Below are 20,641 nucleotides of genomic sequence, written 5' to 3'. Positions count from 1 at the left end.
TTGCCATACGATCATGAACTGCGTCGACGTGTGCCCGAAGGGGCTCAACCCGACGAAGGCGATCGGCAAGATCAAGGAACTGATGGTGCGCCGCGCGGTTTAAGACATGAGACTAGTTTTTCCGTGCTCGCTTCATGCGTTGCCCCCCGACGAATCCTTCGGGACATCCGGGGGCGGTACGGCGCATACTGATGCTGCTTCGCATCAGGCAGACCCGCTGCGCCGCGCGCGTCTTCGCTGGCGCGCTCGCCGCGGTTTGCTGGAAAACGATTTGATCTTCGAACGTTTCTTCAGCCGTTATGAGGAGAGCCTCAGCGACGCTGACGTGGGAGCACTCACACGTCTTTTCGAGCTGAGCGACAACGACCTGATGGACTTGCTTCTCGCTCGCAAGGAACCGGAAGGCGAACTTTCCGACCCGGACATCGTCCGGGTGCTGGGCCTGTTGCGCGCTGTTTGAGCGTCGCAATGCTGGACGCGCCGCGCGCGCATGATCGGAAACCCGTTTCCACTTCGATTGAGGATGCTATGACTCCGTCAGATGTTAAAGCCACGCTCTCGTTCAGCGATAATTCGCCGAGCGTCGAACTGCCGATCTACAAGGGCACGATGGGCCCGGACGTGATCGACATCCGTAAGCTGTATGGCCAAACCGGCAAATTCACGTATGACCCGGGCTTCATGTCGACGGCATCGTGCAACTCCGCGATCACGTATATCGACGGAGACAAGGGCGAGCTGCTGTACCGCGGCATCCCGATCGAGGATATCGCGCAAAACGCGGACTTCCTCGAGACCTGCTACCTGCTGCTCAAGGGCGAGCTGCCCAATGCGAAGGAAAAGGAAGAGTTCGTCGCTACGGTTACGCGCCACACGATGGTGCACGAGCAGATGCAATTCTTCTTCCGCGGTTTCCGTCGCGATTCGCACCCGATGGCGATTCTCGTCGCATCGGTCGGCGCGCTGTCCGCGTTCTATCACGATTCGCTGAACATCAACGACCCGCATCACCGTGACGTTTCGGCGATCCGCATGATCGCGAAGCTGCCGACGCTCGTGGCAATGGCGTACAAGTACAGCATCGGCCAGCCGTTCGTCTATCCGAAGAACGACCTGTCGTATAGCGCGAACTTCATGCGCATGATGTTCTCGAACCCGTGCGAAGAGTACAAGATCAACGACGTGCTCGTGCGCGCGCTCGACCGCATCTTGATTCTGCACGCCGATCACGAGCAGAACGCGTCGACGTCGACGGTGCGTCTGGCCGGCTCGTCGGGCGCGAATCCGTTCGCGTGTATCGCTGCCGGTATCGCCTGCCTCTGGGGCCCGGCGCACGGCGGCGCGAACGAAGCGGCGCTGAACATGCTCGAGCAGATCGGCTCGCCGGACAACATCCCCGAGTTCATCAAGCAAGTGAAGGACAAGAACTCGGGCGTGAAGCTGATGGGCTTCGGCCACCGCGTGTACAAGAACTACGATCCGCGTGCGAAGCTCATGCGCGAAACGTGTCACGAAGTGCTCGAGGAACTCGGCCTGCACGACGATCCGCTGTTCAAGCTTGCCATGCAGCTCGAAAAGATCGCGCTGGAAGACGAATACTTCGTGTCGCGCAAGCTCTACCCGAACGTCGATTTCTACTCGGGTATCGTTCAACGCGCGCTCGGCATCCCGACGTCGATGTTCACCTGCATTTTCGCGATGGCGCGTACGGTGGGCTGGATCGCTCAATGGAACGAGATGATCTCGGAAGCCGAGCAGAAGATCGGCCGTCCGCGTCAGCTGTTCATCGGCGAAACGCCGCGCGGCGCGAAGCCGATCAGCCAGCGCGGCTAATCCCGCACCTCCCGGCGCCGGCTCTTGCGAGCCGGTCCCGGCGAAGTCTCCCAAACCCCGACGAGTCATGCCGTCGGGGTTTTTTCTTGGCGGATGTGCTCGCTTGGCTCATGAGTCGGGGCGCCTATACGATCAGTACCAACCTCCTCGACATCGCGAAATCGGCCAAGCAAGTGAATCTGGCGAAAGAGGCGCGCGAAATCGAGCCTCGATTCAATCGGCAACTGGCACCGCTTCTGGCGTGATTCAACCGAGGGCCAGCCTAGCCGGCCGCGCTGGCTTATTCGACGTCCGAAATAGGCCCGCCGGGCAATACGTAGTGCATTTCATAGAAAAGAAGATCGCCTCTTGAAGGCAATTTGAACGGCGGCGACGAAGAGGCGAAACCGAGCGCTTCATAAAAGCCGCGCGCCGTTTCACGGGCTGTGCACCAGGCCAGCCGGCCGCCGTGCCGCCGAGCGTGATCGAAACAGGCCTTCATCAGCGTGCGGCCGAAACCGTAGCCGCGCGCATGCTCCTCCACCGCCACGCCTCGCAGGCGCCAGGCCGTATCGTCCTGCGATCCAGGCAATGCCTCGCGGCAGACGGTTGCCACGGCGATGATGCGCTCGCTTCGATAGATGGCGACATGCAGTGTCGTAGGCTCATCATCGCCGCGAAAGCGGGACGAATCGGTCTGATTGTCCAATAGGATCGTGCGGCGCAGCGGTCGAACGTATTCGGCCGAGACAGCATGGACGGAGAACAGCGCGGTGCTATCAAGCATAGGACGGTCTAATAGATGGATGTGATCTGAATGATTGATGCGCGCTGAAATTTCTTATATCTCGAGACAGTAAAGACGGGTTCGTCTATCTTTCATTCCAAAGAATTGCAAAGCGTCCGATGATGATGTCGTCAGTCTTACCTCAATTGTCAAAACGGTTATACTCCGAAAAATATCAGGTCCTATTTGTTGCGCATTAGGGTAGCCTTACGCGGGCCGAAAAGTTTTTCGGGATAACGAACCAACTGAGATCTCAGATGGCGGAAGACCGTCAATCCGATACCCAAACAGCCTATACGCAGATCCGTTCCCGCATTCTTGACGGGCGGCTCTCCCCTGGAAATCCGGTTTCTCCGCGCAATATGGCCGATGAACTGATGCTCGGTCATATGCCGGTGCGATCCGCGATCCAGCGTCTTGTCGTGGAAGGCCTGGTCGAGGTCATTCCGCGCAAAGGCACTTACGTGACGGCGCCGACGAAGATCGATCTGCGCGAGATTTTCGAGGTCCGGCTTGCGCTGGAGAGCACGGCCGCCTATTTGGCGGCGGTGAACGGCGCTAGCGACGGATTGGCGTCCGCGGCGGATCAATTGCGCCGCGTCGCCGACGACGAAGCGACGGATCTGATGACGGAGCAGCGAATCGGTTGGGTGTTTCATCAGGAAATGTTCGAAGCGGCGAAAAACGATCGGCTTTATACGTCCTACCGGATGTTGCGCGCCCAAAGCGGGCTCGCGCTGAACGAATTGCATCGGGACGATGCGGCGACGGTGCGGCGTGGCACGTTGGAGCACCTGAGCATTTACGCATCGATTCAGTCGAAAGAGCCCGAAGCGGCACGTCAGCACATGTGGAATCACATTCTGGATGGGACCGACGCAAGAATCAAACTGATCCGAGGCCAACATGACAACCCGGCGCAAAGCTAAAGGGATCCCCGTCCCGTTGCAAATGATCGCCGCTCTGGTGCTCGGCGCGCTGTTCGGTGTCTTTGTGCCGTCGGTCGGCGCCAAGCTGTCGTTCTTGTCCACGATTTTCGCGCACGCGATCAAGATGGTCGTCATGCCGTTGATCCTGCTGTCCGTTACGGTCGGAACGTACCGTGCGGGCATGCAGCGCGGCAGCCTCGGCAAAACGGCCTTGCTCAGCATCGCGTTTTTTATCGTGGCCACCGTGGTGGCGGCCGCGCTCGGCCTCGGCCTCAATTTCTTGTTTCATCCGGGCGTCGGTGCCAGCATGACCGAGACGGCCGCCATGCCGAAGAACTTGGCCGGCAGCGTCGACTGGATTCAGTTTCTCGTCGATCTCGTGCCGGCCAATATCGTCTCGGCTTTGGCGTCGGGTAATTCGGTGCCCGTGCTCGTATTCGGCGTGCTGCTCGGTTCGGCGTTGGCCGCGGTGCATGACAAGGCGGGCCCGTTCGTCGCCGTGCTCGACTCGGCGCTGGCGGCGCTGTTCAAGATGACGGAATGGGTCGTCGCGTTCTCTCCCGTCGCGATCTTCGCGGCGCTGGCGGGGCTGCTCGCATCGAAGGGCGTGTCGGCGCTGATGCCGCTGCTGAAGCTGCTCGGCGTGGCCTATCTCGGCATGGCGATTCTCGCGATCTTGCTCACGTTGATCGTCAAATCGACGGGGCTTTCGGCGCGTGCCGTCATCAAGCACGTGAGCGAGCCGCTGATTCTCGCGTTCACCACCCGCTCATCCGAAATTACGTATCCGCTGCATCTGAAGAAGCTGACTGAAATGGGCGTGCCGTCGACGGTCGCATCGACCATTTTGCCGCTCTCGTATATTTTCAACCGCGACGGCGCGGTGCTGTATACGGCGCTTGCGGTCGGCTATCTCGCCGACGTCTATCACCTCACGTGGAGTTGGCCGCTCGTCGTCACGATCATCGTGATGACTACGATCATGATCGACGGTGCGGCTAACGTTCCGTCGGGCGCGGTGGTTGCGATTACCGTTATTTTGGCGGCAATTGGCCTGCCCGCCGAAGCAGTTTTACTGATTCTCGGCATCGACGCATTCTTCGACATGGGACGCACCGCGCTGAACGTTTATGCGAGCACCGTTGCGACGGCGGTTGCTCTGCGCGTCTCCGGCGAACCGCTTCAACCCGCTGTCGAACAAGATCGATCTCTCATGGCGCGCGCCTAGGCGCCGCGCCCCGCCTGCGCATTCTCGGCCTCTTAATGCAGGTGGATTCGCGACCGGCTCGCCCGCCGGTCGCTTTTCTTTTTTTATCGCTTCTTTCTTGAAGTCGATCTCAAGTGCGGTAATCGCACGGTAATTGACGGTCTTCACGTCGGCGAAGACATGCTTCATTCGGTCGCCTCTCTAAATCTTTTAGAAAATCTGCCGTTCTCCATTGTGGGATCTTGGCGTGATGTCCGGGGCCGGTTCAATCCGTGTGTGGCGCCAAGGCCTAAATAAATTACGAAAAACTATCGTTGAAATCATCTTTAACGAGGAAAAAGTGAATAAGAAGCAAAACTCGGGAATCTTGAAATTCGCTCTTTGTGCATCGGTGGCCGCCGTTCTGTCCGCCTGCGGCGGCGGTGGATCGGGCTCGCCTAGCGCAAGCGGTTCGACGCCTTCCAGCACAGGCACGGCGTCTACCGGATCGACGGGGTCGACGGTCGCGAATGCCAGCACGATGTCGGGAACGGTCGCGATCGGCAACGCGCTCACGGGTGCCACGGTGACGGTCATCGATGCCAACGGCAAGACCGCCACGGCAACGTCGGGAGCGGGTGGGGCCTACAGTGTCTCGCTCTCGGGACTCACCGCTCCGTTCGTCATCACGGCGTCCGCGCCGTCGGGCGTATCGACCACGCTTTATTCGGTCGTGGCAAGCTCCGCCACCAGCAATGGTGCTCCGCTGACCGTCAACGTCACGCCGCTGACGACGGCCGTGGCCGCGCTGCTGGCCGGGGACGGCAATCCTGTGTCGCTGACGCAATCGGGCGGCGTATCGTCTACCGTTACGCCTTCGGCCGTCACCGCGGCCGTTGCCAAGCTCGATGCGGCCCTCTCCACGATTCTCACCGCCAACGGCTTGTCGTCGTCCTCGTTCGATCCGATCGGCGGCACGTTCACGCCGAATCAGTCGGGTGCGGATGCCGTGATCGATTCGGTTTCGGTCACGCCTTCGGTGAGCGGTACCGGCTTGCAGCTCACGAGCCTTGCCGATCCGAATACGCCCATTGCGTTGAACCAGAACACGGCGGTCTCGACCCCGCTCACTACGCCGACGCAGACCGCCAACTATCTTTCCGCGCTCGTGGCTTCGCTAGGACAGTGCATGTCCGACGTGCAAGGCGGCTCGACGGCCAGCGCGAGCACCGCGTGCGCCAGCGCGCTCGATGCGAACTACCTGAACAACGGCTTTACGAACATCGGTCAGCGCCATACGTTGTTCGTCAATGGGACGACGCTGCAAGGCGTGAAGACCGTCGCATTCCTGCCGGCGGGCACGTTGCCGGCGATCGCCAATCCCGCTGCACTCGTGTACTTCCTGATTACGCAACCGAATGGAACGCAGAACTTCGCGAGCGACATCGTGCAGAAACTGCCTAACGGGAACTGGGACATCATCGGGAATCAGGCGCAGTTCGCGGCATATGTCGCGTCCTACGTCGGCCGCGTGCAGTACGTCGACAGCGCGGATGCGAACAAAGGCCGCTACGAATCGGGGCTGACGATTCAAATCCCGACGTTCGTGACGCTCAACAACGCCGGATACAGCGTTGGATCGGCGCTCGTTCAGGGCCCCGGGTTGCCGGCAAGCGGCGTCTACATGACGGGCGCCGCCTCGGGCTTCGGGCCTTATCTGACTTTCCCGCAGAGTTCGCTTTCCGCGCCGCCCGTTCTGCAGCAGACGTCCCCGTCATGGGTGAACGTCGGCATGAGCGATCAGTACAAGTGGTCTTGGCAAGCGTTGTCCGGCGGCGGGTCTGTCTCCGTGCCGAGCACCCCGGACTATGCTTCGGCGCCTGCCAACGTATCCGCCATTCAGCAGTTCGGCGTCTACACCGTTACGTTCTACAACTACTCGGGTGCGCAGATCGGTACGCCGCAAAAGGTGCTCAACATCGCGCCGAATACGACCGCGGCCACCGGCACGACGGTGCCTTGGCCGACGCTCGGCACCGACGTTGTCGCCAGCCTGTTGACGCCGGGTGGTTCGGGCGCCTCGACCGCGACTGCGACGGCGGCAAGCTTCGCCAACATCGATTGGTCGGTTCCGTCGACGAGTTTGTCGTATCCGAACACGTGGGTGCAGATCAACTCGCAAGGTGCCGGTGTGTTCACGAACGGTGTTCAGACGTTCCAGTCGCAGCCTTACGACATAATGAACGGGAACGCGCCGAAGATCAGCGGCACGACGTACTCGTCGACTGTAGCTAACTACGTCGACCAACTGACGTCCGCGACCAACGCCCTTGCTGAAACCTCGGCCCAGGTGCAAATCGGCTGGCAGGCCGACGGCGAGTACTACACGAGTACCTGGCAGTACAACAACTAACCTGATCGACTGAGCTGCGGATCTTGGCTACGCCGAGAGCGCAGCTCAGCGCGTCGGTTTGCCTAGGAAGTGGCTTCGGATCCGTAGCCCCGCGGAGTATCGGAGCGCGGCTTTAAAGCCTCAACGCCTCATGCAGCAATGCATTGCAACGACGTTTGCAAGCTGTATCTCCGCCTTCTCTATGGCTAAACGTTTGCGCGCAATAAAAACGTTTATGCCCCTTTAGCTTTTCCATTACGCGCCGATAACTAAAGGCTGTTTCAGGAACGTTTCTGAAGCAGATACAGTGACCAACAAGAGCGGAGCGTAAGCAGTATGAAATATGTGAAAAGCGGGCTGGTATTCGGGGGCGCGTTGATGATGTGCGCGGCGGCTCACGCAAGTGATCCGTTCAGCATGAGTGCATCGATCACCAACGGCAACAGCACGCAGACGGTGACGGAGTCCTTCAAGACCGTGGAATCGGTCGTCGACACCTTCCAAAACAATCAGCTGTCCAGTATCGCGAACACGTACACACAGAACTCGGGCGTGAATGCCCAGGTCAGCTACATGGGCGTACCGGTCAATTTGGCGTATGCGCAGAACAGCACGACGCTTACCTTTTCGGTACCCGGGCTCGGCCTCACCGAAACCTTCACGGGTACGACGCGTGACGACTCGGCGAAGCAATTCCTTTCTTTCTTGAAAGGGCAGGGAATGTCCGTCGTCAACGAGTTCCAGCGGTACCTCGTCGCTAATTCGACGATCTCGCCGATCGCAGGGAACCCCGGCAGCTTGCAAAGTTCGATGGTCAACACGAGCTTTGCGACCGGCGCATTCAATACTGCGGGCAATGTTTCCGAGGGTGGTGCCTCCGGTGGACGCTTTGGGATCGGTGTGTCGGGCGGCGAGTTTTCGGTCAACGGCTATTCGGGCACGCAGGCAACGTTGCCGATCTCTTACGCCTACCGCTTTTCCAATCCGGGCTGGCAATTGCAGTTCAACATGCCGCTCAGCTTCCAGCAGGTCGGCGGTGCGCAAAGCTATGCGGCCCAGCTCGGCGTAGGTCTGCAAATCCCGATCCTCCCGGGCGTGGACTGGTACCTGATTCCGACTATCTCCGGCGGTGTCACGGGCTCAGCGGATCTCGGTGCGGCGGGCTTGCTGTATTCGTACGCGCTCAATAGCCGCTATACGTATCATGTGAATTCGGATTTTGCCGTGACGTTGGGCAACATGATCGGCCGCGTCAACAGTGCGAACGTCAAAGTCTCCGGCTATTCGATCGATCCGGGCGTGAACAACACCGTGGTCAAGAACGGTGTCGAAGCCGAATACAAGACGAAGTGGAACTGGTGGGGCGGCCCGCTGTCTGTGCGCGGCGGCGTCGCTTACACGCAGGCCTATGGTTCGCAGCTCGCCATTCCGCACTACACGGAAGTGTTTTTCGATTTTGGCACGGTCACGTCATCGAATGCGGCGTTCTACAAGCGTCTGCGTATCGGGGCAACGTATACGACGGGCTGCAACTATCACGCCGGCAGCCTGAACCTCGGCTATACGTTCTAACCCAACGGCTGTGTGTAGCGAGGGTTTGGCTGGGCCGGCGATCGTCCTAGCGCGGCCAAACCTTCGCGGCCGGGTGCAGCCGTCAGTTTTTCATGATGATCGTTCCTGTTCGATCAACCGCGGAATGCGAATTTGCCTATAATCGCGAATTCACTTCATCAACCGTGTAAACCGGATACCCTAAATCAAATAAGAGCGAATACGATAATAAAACATGGATGAACACGCCACGGCATCGCCGTCCGCCCGCACCACCATTCGCCGCTTGCCCGAGAAGGCCAACCATGATCGCGCGATGCTCCACGGCATTGTGGACGAAGCCTACGTTTGCCACGTTGCGTTCTCTGCCGATGGCTCCACGCATTGCATCCCGACCGCTCACTGGAGAAAGGGCAATTACCTTTATATCCATGGATCCAATGGCAGCCGCATGCTCAAGGCGTTGACGGCGGACACACAGGCATCGGTCGCCATTACGCTGGTGGACGGCCTCGTTCTTGCCAAGTCCGCCTTCAACCATACGATGAACTATCGTTCCGTGGTCGTCTATGGGCAGTTTGAAATCGTGGAAAACAGCGAGGAAAAGCTGGCGGCCCTGAACGCGTTCATGGATAAGATCGCCGAAGGCCGCAGGCATGAAGCGCGGCCCGGCAATTCGAAGGAAGTCAACGCCACTAGCGTATTGCGAATTTCTCTCGCGGAAGCCGCGGTGAAGGTCAGTGCGTCTCTTCCATCCGACAAGGAAGAGGACCTCGAGCTCGAGGTCTGGACGGGCGTCTTGCCGTTGAAGACGACTCGTGGAACGCCGATTCATGCCCAACGTGACGAGCGCATCGCGGTGCCGCGCTACGTCGAGAACTGGGCCGATTGATCGGACCGATCCGATCGATCCGCGCGGTTTTGCCGCTCACGGTTCCAAACGTTCCCGCAGGAATTCGATGAATCGCTGCGTCTTCGCCGGCAACAGGCGGGTTTCCGTGATGGCATAGACAGGCATCGGTACGCCGTGCCATGCCGGCATGACGCGGCGCAGTTGGCCGCCGGCGAGATCGTCGGCGACGACTTCCGCGGGCACCAGAACGATGCCCATGTCGAGCGTCGCGAGCCGGCGCATGAGGCCCACGCTGTTGATCGTGAATCGTCCGCCGACCGATATCTTGGCGGTGTGCTTGCCGTCGCGCAGCGTCCAGAAACCCGCGCCCGCTTTCGATATCGAGAAGCACTCGTGTTTTTCCAGATCGCTGGGCTTGTGCGGTTCGCCCGCTCGCTCGAGATAGCCGGGCGACGCATAAAGGTGCGACTCGAGCGAAGCCAATTGGCGTGCAATCAGTTGCGAATCCTCGGGCTGTCCCATGCGAATCGCCACGTCGAAAGGTTCGCCCACTAAATCGACGCGCCGCGGCGTCAGATCCAGATCGAAGGTGATGCCTGGGTAGAGGCCTGCAAACTCGGCGATCAAGGGTGCCAGATAGGTCACGGCGAAGTCCACCGGCAACGAAACCCGAAGGACGCCGCTCGGCTGCGCGAGCATTTCACCGAGCTGCTCGTGCGCAAGCCTGGCTTCCTCGACGATGCGCTTGCAGCGCTCGAAATAGATCTTGCCGGCTTCGGTCAGCTCGATCTTGCGCGTCGTGCGATGGAGCAGGCGCAGCCCGATCGCTTTTTCGAGCCCGCTGATACGCCGCGACAAAGTGGAGTTCGGGATGCCGATGGCCTCGGCCGCGCCGCGGAAGCCCTTCGCTTTGACGACCTCGACGAACAAGCCCATGTCGTTCAGATATTCCACTTCAATTGCTCCAAATTTGAAGCAATGATATCCAATCTGGGGGATTTATTCCATCGAGGATGCAGGCGATGATGCTCGCACATCCTCTACTTCGCGCCCTGCGCCCAATACATCATGACTCGACTCTTCACGCCTGTTCACGTCGGCCGCTATACCCTTTCCAACCGCTTGGCCATGGCGCCGATGACCCGCTCGCGTGCCCAATTCGACGGTACGCCCGGCGCATTGGCGGCCGAATACTATGCGCAACGCGCCAGCATGGGCCTGATCGTCACGGAGGGCACACAGCCTTCGGACGATGGCCAAGGCTATCTGACCACGCCGGGCATTTACACCGACGCGCACGTCGCCGGCTGGCGCGCGACCACCGACGCGGTCCATGCGAAGGGTGGCCATGTGTTCATTCAGTTGATGCATGCCGGCCGCATGTCCCATCCCGCCAACACGCCGCATCATCGGCAAGGCGTCGCGCCTTCGGCCGTCGCCCCCGGCACGCAGATGTTCACGCCGACGGGCCTGCAGGACATTCCCGCGCCGCGCGCGTTGACCACGGAGGAGGTGCGTCGGACGGTGCTCGATTTTCGTCATGCGGCGCGCCGGGCGATTGAAGCCGGCGCCGACGGCGTCGAAATCCACGGCGCGAACGCCTATTTGGTCCAGCAATTCCTGGCGCCCAGCGCGAATACGCGTACGGATGAATACGGCGGATCGATCGAGAATCGCGCGCGCTTCGCGATCGAAGTGGCTGCTGCCATTGCCGAGGAGATCGGAGCGGATCGCACGGCGATTCGCTTATCGCCCGGCACGACGATGTGGGGCATCGACGAAGGCGGCGAAGGGCCTGCGCTCTATCGCTACTTGGTGGCCGAACTCGACAAGTTGAAGCTGGCCTATCTGCATGTCGCGCATCAGGGCAACGAGCTGCTGCTGGCTGACATTCGCAAGTTGTGGAAGGGCACGCTGATTCTCAATCGTCCGGGGCGTGCGCGTGGCGAGATCGGGGCCGATGTGGCCGCGGGTTTGGCCGACCTCGAATCCTACGGCCAGATGGTGCTTGCGAATCCCGATTTCGTGACTCGATTGAAGACCAATGCCCCGATGAACGAAGCGAATCGCACCGCCTTCTTCGGCGGGAACGAGCGGGGCTACACGGATTACCCGGCCTTGAGCGAAGCACAAGAGGCTTGAAGTCCAGCGTCTTCCCTTGCGATCCCGTGACTGCATCGGCCCGTTTAATATTTGTTTGCTAATCACCCGTCTATTGTCCGTCCGCATGGTGCATAGTGCGATACGTTGGCCATAAAGCGTATGGCTTGCGGGGGGCGCGGTGGGTGTGCGGCGGGATGCCATGATTGTCGTGGCAGCGGGCCTGCTTATATCCGCGGTGTTCGTATCGGGTTTGCGGAAGGGATGGGCTATGGGAGCGTTCGATCGTCTCGTTCTTTTTTCCGAAGTTCGCGGCACCGTGCTTAAGCATGGCGCGCCGGTGGCCGGTGCCGAACTGATCCAGAAGGTGGTGTGGTCGGATAACGAAAACGAAATTGCTCCGCAACGGGCCGTGACCGACGAAAAGGGAGCGTTCCGGTTTCAGCCGATCACGCGTGCGGCATGGTTTCTGCGGTTGATTCCCGCGCAGCCGATCATGCTTCAGAAAATCGTGATTCGCTACGAAGGCGTTGAGTACACTGCTTGGCGTCATAGTAAGAACAGCTATGACGCGGATACCGAGCTTGACGGCCGGCCAATTCGGCTAGTCTGCGAGCTGACTAGCCAGCCGGATTACGACGGGAAGCATTACGGAATCTGCAGGGCTGAGGTCGATTGAGGCACCACGCCGGATGCCTCGTGCACGCAGCAACCTAGGCGCTTTTGCCCTTACCAAGCCGCCGTCAATGCAGTGACGCCCCGCAGGTTGCCTCGCTTGTTCCAGTCCAGGCGATCGAGGTGAGTGAGCCGAAGATGGGGCAGGCGTTCGAGCAGTACGCCGATCGCGGCTTCCATCTCCAGCAGCGCCAGCCGATTGCCGAGGCAATGGTGGATGCCTGCGCCGAACGTTTGCGGGCGCCCTTGCTTCCGCTCGATATCTAGCCGATCCGGTTCCGCGAACTGATCCGGATCGCGGTTGGCCGCGCCGAGCATCAGGAACACCATCGTTCCGCGCGGCACTACCTCGCCGTCCACTTCGATGTCCTCTATCGCCGTGCGCATCGTCATTTGCACCGAGCCGTCGTAGCGCAGGCATTCGAGTACGGCATTGGGTATTAGGCGAGAATCGCGCTTGAGCAGATCGAGCTGCTCCGGGTTGCGATGCAGCGCGACCAGCGCATTGCCGATCATGTTCGATGTCGTTTCGTGGCCGGCGATGAAGAGCAAGATCACGTTGGAGACGATTTCGTCGTCCGTCAGTGTCTCGCCGTCTTCTTCGACTCGGAGCAGTACCGAAATCAAATCGCTTCCGGGGCTTGCGCGGCGAGTCTCGATGACCTTGGTGAAATACCCGACGAGGTCGTCATGGGCCGCGCTCGTTTCCGCCAGCGCTTCGGCGTTCATCGGCGCCGGATCGAACACTTTTCCTAGCTTACCCACGGCCGCCCCGAGCGTTCTTGCTTCGTCGATGGGGAGATCCAGTATGCGGCAGATGATCAGCAAGGGGAGCGGAAAGGCGAATTCCGCGACGAGATCGGCCTCCTTGCGCGGTGCGAATCCGTCGATCAGTTCGTGAGCGGTGGTGGTGGCGAGTTCGCGCATCGTTTCGATCTGCCGCGCGTTGAACGCTTTCATCATTAGGCCGCGCAAGCGCGTGTGCATCGGCGGGTTGAGCATGAGGAACATCCTGCTGACGCCCTGGAACAGCGGCATGTTCGGCGCTTCCTCGCCGTACCGGACACGGACGCTGTCCATGTAGGTCTTGCCCATCTGCCGGCTTTGCAGCAATGCGTCGACGACGCTGTAGCGCCCGGTCATCAGCGCCGTTGGTGCGACGCGTACGAACGGGCCTTGGGCGCGGAGCGTTTCGTAGAGCGGGTAGGGATTTTCCAGGAAGGCGGGAGTGGAGAGGTCGGTGAGTTTCATTGAAGTGGGAGCGGTTCGAAATGGAAATGCGACGCGAGCACACGCCGATGCGGTGCCGATTATTCGCTCGCATTCTAATGCGGTTTCAACGGTGTTTTGGATTCCGGCCGGCTATCTCAATTTTCTCGGGGGTTGTTTGCGCCGAATAGACCGTCTAGGTTCCTTTGTGGTGGTGCGTTTCGCGTTCGCTTTTTGGGATCGTTCATACCTAACGGGGTATGCAGTACACTGCCGCGCTCTATTGAGTACATGGCTTCTGACATCCGAACCTAATGCTCCTGCGCGCAAACATATGCAACGGTCGTCCGCTACCTCAATACTGTGTGAAGAGGGCGATGACCAAGTGGAAGCGACACCGGACGACGACTGGGAAGCGAGGAAGAATTTTCCAAGACCGGGAAGCATTCCGGTATCTGCGAAAACATATGGCGAAGGGGGCTTGCATGGCAGCGGATACGATTTTCCTGATGCCTCATCCTTGCGCCTCAACGCTATACGAAGAGTTGTTGCACGCGAGCCAGCTTCGCCACGGGATGTACAACGCGTTTGCCGAAGAGATGGGTAACGCCCCCGCGCTGGAAGTCATGGAAATGCTCGCGGCGCTGGTGCTCGTTGAAAATGGAGCGCGATGGCGGCTTCCGGAAATGGAGGTGGCTGAAAACCGTCGACGCTTTCGAGAATTCTCTAGTAAAATCAAAAGGAAAGGGGGTATCCCATGCCGTTTACGTTCAAGATTACCGAAGTGGAGACGCTTACTCGCGCTGGACTTGGAGTCTTGGACGGCGTTGTCGTCTCGGGGACCGTCAAGACCGGTGCGCAAGCTGAACTCGTCCATGGGGGCCGCCATTTCCCTGTCGAAATCAAAGGTGTTGTGCTGAACCGAGAGATGTCTGGGAGGAAGGATGACGAGCATCTATCGTTGTCCCTAGATCTCAAGGTGCCTGGCGTGCGGCAGGCAAGGGCCGGGGATCTGCTCGTCTCGGCCTGAAGGCGCGCGTGCTACACGTTTGGGATAAGCTTTATTCGCTGAAGGGCTCTTTGCGGAGGGCCCTAAGTTTTTTTGCGTCTGTATCGGGCGTGCGCTGACGGGCGCAAAGTCTTAGCCATCTGAAAGCAGTGAACGAGCCCCTGCATGACAGACGTGATGCCGGGTTTCGTTTTTGATTGCCAGTATGCCTTGGCAAGCGCATTCAAACGGCTCGCTGCATCAGGATCGGTTGCCGCGCGAACTTCTTCGTTCTCCTAAACTGCACGCCGCGTGTATCAGCTCGCTCCTCTGTTGGATTCAAACCTCGTCGCCACCACCCGATTCTGAAATGGCATACTAGGGCGTCGTCGCTTCGTAGGTGCGACATTGCGTTTGGACGCTAGTGGGCCGGAGCCGGCATGGCCTGCCCATCACGTCAAAGCTTTAGAAATCGTCTGATGAGTAATGGTCCGACAATACAGCCGGCAGCGAAGCTAGATATGGGGGAAGATCCTACCCATTCACGCGCGACGTGGCTTGCCAACGAGTTTCGGTCCAGCTACGGCTGGCTGAAATCGAAGCTGCAAAGGCGCGTCGGGTCGCCTGCCGACGCCGAAGATCTTGCGTCGTCCTCGTTTGTCGAGCTCGCCGGCGTTCAGGATCTCCATACGGTGCGCGAGCCGCGGGCGTTTCTAACCGTCATCGCCCAACGTCTCACGTTCGAGATGTGGCGCCGCAGGGATCTGGAGCGCGCGTATCTGGACGCGCTCCTTGCCGTGAACGAAGCACCGGTTGCCCCTTCCGCGGAATCGGTCGTCGAAATCTCGCAGGCGCTGCTGCTCGCCGATCAAGCGCTCAATGGGTTGCCGCCCAAGGCCAAAGCCGCGTTCATCTACAGTCAGATCGATGGGCTGACTTACGCTGAAATCGCCGCGCTGCTCGGTGTATCGGTTAGCATGGTCCGCAAATATATTGCCCAAGCGCTCACCCAGTGCTATCTGATAGGTTAACCGCCATGAACGGTGTTGCCGCGATTCACCCCGCCGTACAGGAAGCAATCGAATGGGAAGTTCGATTGCGCGGGGGGGACGTGTCGCAACCGGAGCGCGATCAGTTCGATGCCTGGCGTCGTGCCGATCCTGCTCACGAGGACGCATGGGCCCGTCTGCAGGAGCGGCTTGCCCGATTGCAGGCATTGCAGCGGGCGCCTTCCGTGGCGGTTCGACGCGCGCTGAACGAGCCATCCCATGCACGACGCCGCGTGTTGAAAGCGGGGGCGGGGTTTGCAACCCTCGTCATGGCCGGGATCGGAACGCGAGAGCTAGTGAGGGTTTACTCGCTGGATGCCGATTATCACAACGGCAATACCGCACCGGAAAAAATCGCCCTGAGCGACGGCAGACCGATGACGCTCGGTGCATCGGCGCGCGTCTATGCAGCAGAAGACAACTCGCAAGGGCACATCTATCTTGCCGCCGGCCAAATCGCGACGGGCGGCACGAGAGCCGACAGCCAGGCCTTAGTCGTCAAGACCCGCGACGGCATCGTGCGGACCGATTCGGCACGGCTGAGCGTCGATGCTTTGCGGCTCCATACTGTCGTTGCGGTGCAGGGCGGGGACGCGACGCTCTTGTCGCATGCGGGGGAGCCGGTGCACGCGTCCGACGGTTCGGTCTGGTCGCTCTCGCCGCGACGTATCGCGCGCATGCCCGAGACGTCGAGCGATATCTTCGCGTGGACACACGGGACGCTCGTCGTCCTCGATCGAGCCGTGCCCGACGTCGTCGAAACGCTTGGGCGCTACTACAACGGCTATATCCGCTTTCCCCAAGCAGCCCTCTCGCGCAGGGTGAGCGGTGTCTTTCCGCTTGACGACCCGACGGCCGCACTGCGCCAGCTCGCCGAAGGATTAGGGCTTTCCCTGAAGCTCTACGGAAACGTCCTCGCCGTCGCGTCGAAAGTCTAACCCTCCCGTCGGTGCCATTCCGGCACCGCGAAAATTTTTTGCTTTTCGCGGTATCACTTTTCTCCGCTCGTTGCACAAGGTAGATGCGAGGCGTCTGAACACCCTCGGTATTTCGCGTGCACACGAACGGAGGAAGTGTGATCGACCACATCGATAAGGCCATCCTGTCGGTCCTGCAGCAAGACAGCACGCTCTCGGTCGCGGAGATCGCCGACCGCGTGCACTTGTCGACGACCCCTTGCTGGCGGCGCATACAAAAGCTCGAGCAGGACGGCGTCATCTCGCGCCGCGTCGTTCTTTTGGACGCGCAAAAGCTCAACGTCGGCGTGACCGTGCTCGTGGAAATCAAGACGGCTCAGCACACGGCGACGTGGCTCAAGCGTTTCTGCGAAGTCGTTGCCACGATTCCCGAGGTCGTCGAAGTGCACCGGATGAGCGGCAACATCGACTACATGCTCAAGGTTGTCGTTCCGCACATCGCGGCCTACGACGGCGTCTACAAACGCTTGATCAGCGAAGTGGACATCTTCGACGTCAGCTCCAGCTTCTCGATGGAGACCATCAAGCACACGACGATTTTGCCGCTCGACTACGTGTCCTGAGGGCTTCGGCTGCACGGACGCCTTGCGGCGGACGAAATTTTCAAGGAAGGGGAGCTTGATGGAAACGAAATTTCAGAATTCGAGCGAAAGCCGAATTGTTTCAAAAAAGCATTCCAGCACCGATCGATAGACTTTCTGTGTGGGTGACGAGAGCGAAAGCGCGGGTATGTGCCCACGACGGCAGCGATCCAAACGAGCAATCGGCAAGATAAGACAGGCGGCCAATATGGACGGAGACAGCAGGTGGTATATGGCGGGACTGCGCGACAAGCACGTGACCGGACCCTCACCCGAAAGCACGCTTAAGTGAAGTGACTAGGTGTTTCACCACAATACATTCGACATGGGGATGGGTTTGAACGTGAAGATCAAGATCGGCACCAGGGGTATCGTCAGCAACGTAACGGGGATCGCTATCGCGGTAGCCGTGTCCCAGGTTTTCATGAGTGCGTCGGCTTGCGCGCAGCAAGCGGCCGAGCATACGTATCACATCGTCGGCGGGCCGTTGGACCGCACACTGGTTGAGATCGCGCAGACCGCGCATGTTCGTTTGAGCTACGACGCGTCGCTCGTGCAGGCGTTGAAGTCGTCACCGGTGGATGGAACTTACTCCGCCGAAGACGCGATTCGCAAAGCCCTGACGGGTACGGGCCTAGAGTTGGTTCCGACTGCGAACGGCGGATATACGCTGGCTCGTACGAAGGAAGAAGCGCATGGCGGGCCGTCGGCTGCCGCTGGCGCGTCGGGCGCGGCAGCGACCTCCAACGGTACGCAAGTCGACACCACGCTGCCGCTCATCAGCGTTGCGGCAAGCAAGGATTCCGGCGGTACCGGCTTCGTTGCGGAATCGTCTTCCAGCTATACGCGCTCCGATGTGCCGCTCAGCGAGACACCCAAGTCGGTGAGCGTGATCAACGCGGCCGTGATTCAGAGCCAGGGCGATCAATCGCTTTCCGACGTCCTTCGTAACGCATCGGGTGTCGTGACGCGGCCTGGGCCGCTCGGCGTGCCGCAATATGAAATCCGAGGCTTCACGGCGGAAAACGTCACGGCGAATGGGTTGGCGACGGTGGGGCCGGCACCGAACGTGACGCCGACGATTGCGATTGCAAGCGTGGAGGTGATCAAGGGGCCATCGGCCATTTTCAACGGCGAGAGTCCTCCCGGAGGCGTGATCAATCTGGTCAAGAAAGCGCCGCAAGCCGACCCTTTTCATGAAATCCAGCTCGGGTATGGCACGTTTGGCGATGAACAGATCGCATTGGATAGTACGGGTGCGATTACACCGGATAAGAAGCTGCGGTATCGCTTTATCGTCTCTGGCGAAAGAGCTGGCCAGAATGCGATGGGCTACGACGGCAAGCGGAATTTCTATTTCGCGCCGACTCTGGAATGGAAGGACGCCAGCACCGATTTTACGGTGGGGTACGAGCACACGGTTGACCGCGAGCCGATTCCGCAATTTACGCTCGGCTATCTTGCGGGCGGTATCTACCGAAACTATATCGGCAACCCGCTTGGACAACCTTCCGATCACTTCAGCGGACAGACTGATAATGTCTTCTTCAGCCTTGAACGGAAGCTTGGAAGTTCGCTGACGTTTGTGAGCAAGGGGGCATACACGCGGTCGCAAGTCGTGCAGATGGCCTGGACGCCCGTTATGCCTCTGGATCAGAACAACAGCACGTCGTTCTTCAATTTCGATTCACTCTCGAACTTCTACAGCTGGAGCCTGCAGAACTATCTGCGCGCAAAGTTCAACATCGGCAAAGCGAAGAACACGGCGATCGCCGGTTGGGATTTCCTGCGCTACAACCAGTACCAGAGTGATACCCAAACCCCGGGGTTCATCACTGATCCGAATATCTTCGGGCCATTCACGTTTCCGTCGGCTAACACCGGAAACTTGGCCCAGACGTTTGCGAGTTCATACACGCAGGCCGGTGTTTATCTGCAGGACCAGTTTTCATATAAGAACTTTCACGCCCTGGCGTCTATCCGGCGAGACAACTATCTGACTTCAACGGATGTTCCCAGCGCCACGCATCCTGCTCCTGGAACGCACCAAAATGCCGTCAGCCCCAGCATTGGCCTGCTCTATGAGCTGACTTCGGACATCGCCGCATACGCGAGCTACAACAGAGGGTTCCAGCCGGGTACGGCGCCGATATTCGGTGGCGGCCTTCTTCCGCCGCAGACCAGCCAGCAAGTGGAAGTCGGCATGAAGTTCAACCTCCTGGACGACAAGCTGGCCATCACGACGGCGGCCTACCGGACGTCGTTTAGCAATTACAACGTCGCCGATCCGGTGCATCAGGGTTTCTACATCCCCACGGGCGGCGCCGTGAGCCGAGGATTCGAAACGGAAATCACCGGCCAGCCTCTGCCGGGTGTCAATGTTGTTGGAAGCTATACGTACAACGACTTCGTACAGCCGGGTGGCGCGCATGTTCCGGTCAATCTGCCGAAAAACAGCGCGAGCTTGTGGGCAACCTACAACTTCCAAACGCAGAGGCTTCATGGGTTCGGTGTGGGTGCCGGGCTGTTTTTCGCGAGCGGCCAGTACGTCGACTCAGGTTCCGCCTATCGCATCCCGAGCCAGATCGAAACGGATCTCGGTGTTTTTTATCGGAGGAAGGGCTACGGCCTGAATCTTTCGGTGAAGAACGTCTTCAACCGGAAGCTCTACTACAGCAGCACGTCGGCCGCGCTGATTCCGATGGGACCGGAGCGGACCGTCATGCTGACCGGCACCTATGATTTCTGATTCTCTCAACATGCAGTCGTGGAGCGGTCGCATGCCGGATCGGGGCCTTCCACCGCCTGTCTGGCGTTCACGTATCCGCGGCGGTGCAATTGCCGCTGCGGTGGTGCTCGCGCACGGGCTCGGCTTGTATCTCGCGATCCACCACAGTTCGGTCGCACTGAAGTTGGAAGCCGGCCGGCCGGCAGGCGGTTCGGTGCAAGTGCGGCTCATCGCCGCGCCTGCGCCGAAGCCCGCCGTGCAGCCGGTCGTCAAACCCGAGCCGAAGCCTGAACCCAAACCCAAGGTCGTCGAAAAGCCCGCCGTCAAGCCGGTGATCCAGAAGAAGGCCCCCGTGCTTTCCTCGGAGGCGCCCAGCGCGCGCACGGTTCAGGCGTCGCAGCCCGAGCCGGCCAAACCGGTCGAGCAGACGCCGCCGCCCACGCCGGTCGCGACCGCGGCACCCACGCCTGCACCGACGCCTGCGCCGACGCAGGCGGCACCCGGGCCCAATCTGCTCGATACGCCGAAGCAGATCAGTGCTGGGGAACTGAAGCAGTTGGGTTGTCAGATACCCCGGCCGGAGTATCCCGCGAAAGCCAAGCGCCTCGAACAAGAGGGCACGGTAGTCGTGAAGCTGACCATCGGTACCGATGGCGCGGTCAAGGCAGCGCATGTCGCCCAAAGCAGCGGCTATCCGTTGCTCGACGATGCCGCGCTCGTCTCGATCAGAGCCGGCCGCTGTCAGCCCTATACGGCCGCGGGGGTACCACGCGTCGTGGAAGCCACGCAGCCCATCGCATTCAACTTGAACGATTGAACTTGCA

Annotated in this window: 19 protein-coding genes and 1 pseudogene; 17 read left to right on the top strand and 3 right to left on the bottom strand. The window is 59.9% G+C overall.

All coding sequences use genetic code 11. The annotated features are described in order from the left end of the window. The 4 genes and pseudogenes from sdhB to DWV00_RS34925 all read left to right on the top strand — a co-directional run. Positions 1-103: pseudogene (sdhB, locus tag DWV00_RS30645) on the top strand (succinate dehydrogenase iron-sulfur subunit); the annotation flags it as partial. Between the two features lie 36 nt (positions 104-139). After that, positions 140-460, top strand: coding sequence for an FAD assembly factor SdhE (locus tag DWV00_RS30640; protein ID WP_115537377.1), 321 nt, complete (start codon positions 140-142; stop codon positions 458-460). 68 nt (positions 461-528) lie between these two features. Further along, on the top strand, positions 529-1,833 hold the full coding sequence (gene gltA, locus DWV00_RS30635; RefSeq protein ID WP_115537365.1) for a citrate synthase: 1,305 nt from the start codon (positions 529-531) through the stop codon (positions 1,831-1,833). A gap of 110 nt (positions 1,834-1,943) precedes the next feature. Continuing rightward, positions 1,944-2,078, top strand: a complete 135-nt coding sequence (locus DWV00_RS34925; RefSeq protein ID WP_281272687.1) for a hypothetical protein — start codon at positions 1,944-1,946, stop codon at positions 2,076-2,078. A 35-nt stretch (positions 2,079-2,113) separates the two neighbouring features. On the opposite strand, the gene DWV00_RS30630 is transcribed toward DWV00_RS34925, so the two are convergent. Further along, on the bottom strand, positions 2,114-2,599 hold the full coding sequence (locus tag DWV00_RS30630) for a GNAT family N-acetyltransferase (protein WP_115537364.1): 486 nt from the start codon (positions 2,597-2,599) through the stop codon (positions 2,114-2,116). A 257-nt stretch (positions 2,600-2,856) separates the two neighbouring features. Here DWV00_RS30630 and DWV00_RS30625 point away from each other — a divergent pair, with 257 nt between their 5' ends. The 5 genes from DWV00_RS30625 (at position 2,857) to DWV00_RS30605 (ending at position 9,549) form a co-directional block, all read left to right on the top strand. After that, positions 2,857-3,528, top strand: a complete 672-nt coding sequence (locus DWV00_RS30625; protein ID WP_115537363.1) for a GntR family transcriptional regulator — start codon at positions 2,857-2,859, stop codon at positions 3,526-3,528. Further along, the gene (locus DWV00_RS30620) at positions 3,506-4,756 is read left to right on the top strand and encodes a dicarboxylate/amino acid:cation symporter (protein ID WP_245965101.1); all 1,251 of its coding nucleotides are present in this window, start codon (positions 3,506-3,508) and stop codon (positions 4,754-4,756) included. Before DWV00_RS30625 ends, DWV00_RS30620 begins: the two co-directional genes overlap by 23 nt. 319 nt (positions 4,757-5,075) lie before the next feature. Further along, the gene (locus DWV00_RS30615; RefSeq protein WP_245965100.1) at positions 5,076-7,127 is read left to right on the top strand and encodes a carboxypeptidase-like regulatory domain-containing protein; all 2,052 of its coding nucleotides are present in this window, start codon (positions 5,076-5,078) and stop codon (positions 7,125-7,127) included. A 315-nt stretch (positions 7,128-7,442) separates the two neighbouring features. After that, complete coding sequence (locus DWV00_RS30610) at positions 7,443-8,678, top strand: hypothetical protein (protein WP_115537360.1); 1,236 nt, start codon at positions 7,443-7,445, stop codon at positions 8,676-8,678. Between the two features lie 214 nt (positions 8,679-8,892). Next, positions 8,893-9,549 carry a pyridoxamine 5'-phosphate oxidase family protein gene (locus DWV00_RS30605; protein ID WP_115537359.1) on the top strand — a complete coding sequence of 219 codons (657 nt, stop codon included), beginning with the start codon at positions 8,893-8,895 and terminating at the stop codon, positions 9,547-9,549. Positions 9,550-9,585: 36 nt separating this feature from the next. Here DWV00_RS30605 and DWV00_RS30600 read toward each other — a convergent pair whose 3' ends face one another. Further along, positions 9,586-10,464, bottom strand: a complete 879-nt coding sequence (locus DWV00_RS30600; protein WP_181885646.1) for a LysR family transcriptional regulator — start codon at positions 10,462-10,464, stop codon at positions 9,586-9,588. A gap of 114 nt (positions 10,465-10,578) precedes the next feature. On the opposite strand from DWV00_RS30600, the gene DWV00_RS30595 reads away from it, so the two are divergent. Together DWV00_RS30595 and DWV00_RS30590 are read left to right on the top strand one after the other, a co-directional pair. Beyond that, positions 10,579-11,652 carry an alkene reductase gene (locus DWV00_RS30595; protein ID WP_115537358.1) on the top strand — a complete coding sequence of 358 codons (1,074 nt, stop codon included), beginning with the start codon at positions 10,579-10,581 and terminating at the stop codon, positions 11,650-11,652. Between the two features lie 160 nt (positions 11,653-11,812). Next, on the top strand, positions 11,813-12,289 hold the full coding sequence (locus DWV00_RS30590; RefSeq protein WP_245965099.1) for a DUF4198 domain-containing protein: 477 nt from the start codon (positions 11,813-11,815) through the stop codon (positions 12,287-12,289). Between the two features lie 50 nt (positions 12,290-12,339). On the opposite strand, the gene DWV00_RS30585 is transcribed toward DWV00_RS30590, so the two are convergent. Then, positions 12,340-13,536, bottom strand: a complete 1,197-nt coding sequence (locus tag DWV00_RS30585) for a cytochrome P450 (RefSeq protein WP_115537356.1) — start codon at positions 13,534-13,536, stop codon at positions 12,340-12,342. Positions 13,537-13,979: 443 nt separating this feature from the next. On the opposite strand from DWV00_RS30585, the gene DWV00_RS33820 reads away from it, so the two are divergent. The 6 genes from DWV00_RS33820 (at position 13,980) to DWV00_RS30555 (ending at position 20,634) form a co-directional block, all read left to right on the top strand. Beyond that, entirely contained in the window at positions 13,980-14,414 is a 435-nt protein-coding gene (locus tag DWV00_RS33820; RefSeq protein WP_147298013.1) for a hypothetical protein, read from the top strand. 547 nt (positions 14,415-14,961) lie between these two features. Beyond that, positions 14,962-15,513 carry a sigma-70 family RNA polymerase sigma factor gene (locus tag DWV00_RS30575; protein WP_115537354.1) on the top strand — a complete coding sequence of 184 codons (552 nt, stop codon included), beginning with the start codon at positions 14,962-14,964 and terminating at the stop codon, positions 15,511-15,513. A 5-nt stretch (positions 15,514-15,518) separates the two neighbouring features. Continuing rightward, complete coding sequence (locus DWV00_RS30570; RefSeq protein ID WP_115537353.1) at positions 15,519-16,469, top strand: DUF4880 domain-containing protein; 951 nt, start codon at positions 15,519-15,521, stop codon at positions 16,467-16,469. Between the two features lie 137 nt (positions 16,470-16,606). After that, positions 16,607-17,071, top strand: coding sequence for an Lrp/AsnC family transcriptional regulator (locus DWV00_RS30565; protein WP_115537352.1), 465 nt, complete (start codon positions 16,607-16,609; stop codon positions 17,069-17,071). Positions 17,072-17,420: 349 nt separating this feature from the next. After that, positions 17,421-19,838: a TonB-dependent siderophore receptor gene (locus DWV00_RS30560; protein ID WP_115537351.1), complete on the top strand. Its 2,418-nt coding sequence runs from the start codon at positions 17,421-17,423 to the stop codon at positions 19,836-19,838. Between the two features lie 31 nt (positions 19,839-19,869). Further along, positions 19,870-20,634, top strand: a complete 765-nt coding sequence (locus DWV00_RS30555) for an energy transducer TonB (protein WP_245965098.1) — start codon at positions 19,870-19,872, stop codon at positions 20,632-20,634. Positions 20,635-20,641 lie beyond the last annotated feature (7 nt).

The sequence above is a fragment of the Trinickia dinghuensis genome (assembly GCF_003367175.1).
Classification (GTDB): Bacteria; Pseudomonadota; Gammaproteobacteria; order Burkholderiales; family Burkholderiaceae; genus Trinickia; species Trinickia dinghuensis.
Note: the sequence above shows the minus strand (reverse complement) of the source record. Positions and strands in the feature narration are given on the sequence as shown.

Bases quoted from the DNA above. Each gene is read 5' to 3' on its own strand.
- DWV00_RS30620 (WP_245965101.1), top strand. From the start codon at position 3,506: ATGACAACCCGGCGCAAAGCTAAAGGGATCCCCGTCCCGTTGCAAATG.
- DWV00_RS30590 (WP_245965099.1), top strand. From the start codon at position 11,813: ATGATTGTCGTGGCAGCGGGCCTGCTTATATCCGCGGTGTTCGTATCG.
- DWV00_RS34925 (WP_281272687.1), top strand. From the start codon at position 1,944: ATGAGTCGGGGCGCCTATACGATCAGTACCAACCTCCTCGACATCGCG.
- gltA (WP_115537365.1), top strand. From the start codon at position 529: ATGACTCCGTCAGATGTTAAAGCCACGCTCTCGTTCAGCGATAATTCG.
- DWV00_RS30570 (WP_115537353.1), top strand. From the start codon at position 15,519: ATGAACGGTGTTGCCGCGATTCACCCCGCCGTACAGGAAGCAATCGAA.
- DWV00_RS30560 (WP_115537351.1), top strand. From the start codon at position 17,421: ATGGGTTTGAACGTGAAGATCAAGATCGGCACCAGGGGTATCGTCAGC.
- DWV00_RS30595 (WP_115537358.1), top strand. From the start codon at position 10,579: ATGACTCGACTCTTCACGCCTGTTCACGTCGGCCGCTATACCCTTTCC.
- DWV00_RS30605 (WP_115537359.1), top strand. From the start codon at position 8,893: ATGGATGAACACGCCACGGCATCGCCGTCCGCCCGCACCACCATTCGC.
- DWV00_RS30555 (WP_245965098.1), top strand. From the start codon at position 19,870: ATGCCGGATCGGGGCCTTCCACCGCCTGTCTGGCGTTCACGTATCCGC.
- DWV00_RS30630 (WP_115537364.1), bottom strand. From the start codon at position 2,599: ATGCTTGATAGCACCGCGCTGTTCTCCGTCCATGCTGTCTCGGCCGAA.
- DWV00_RS30610 (WP_115537360.1), top strand. From the start codon at position 7,443: ATGAAATATGTGAAAAGCGGGCTGGTATTCGGGGGCGCGTTGATGATG.
- DWV00_RS30585 (WP_115537356.1), bottom strand. From the start codon at position 13,536: ATGAAACTCACCGACCTCTCCACTCCCGCCTTCCTGGAAAATCCCTAC.
- DWV00_RS33820 (WP_147298013.1), top strand. From the start codon at position 13,980: ATGGCAGCGGATACGATTTTCCTGATGCCTCATCCTTGCGCCTCAACG.
- DWV00_RS30575 (WP_115537354.1), top strand. From the start codon at position 14,962: ATGAGTAATGGTCCGACAATACAGCCGGCAGCGAAGCTAGATATGGGG.
- DWV00_RS30625 (WP_115537363.1), top strand. From the start codon at position 2,857: ATGGCGGAAGACCGTCAATCCGATACCCAAACAGCCTATACGCAGATC.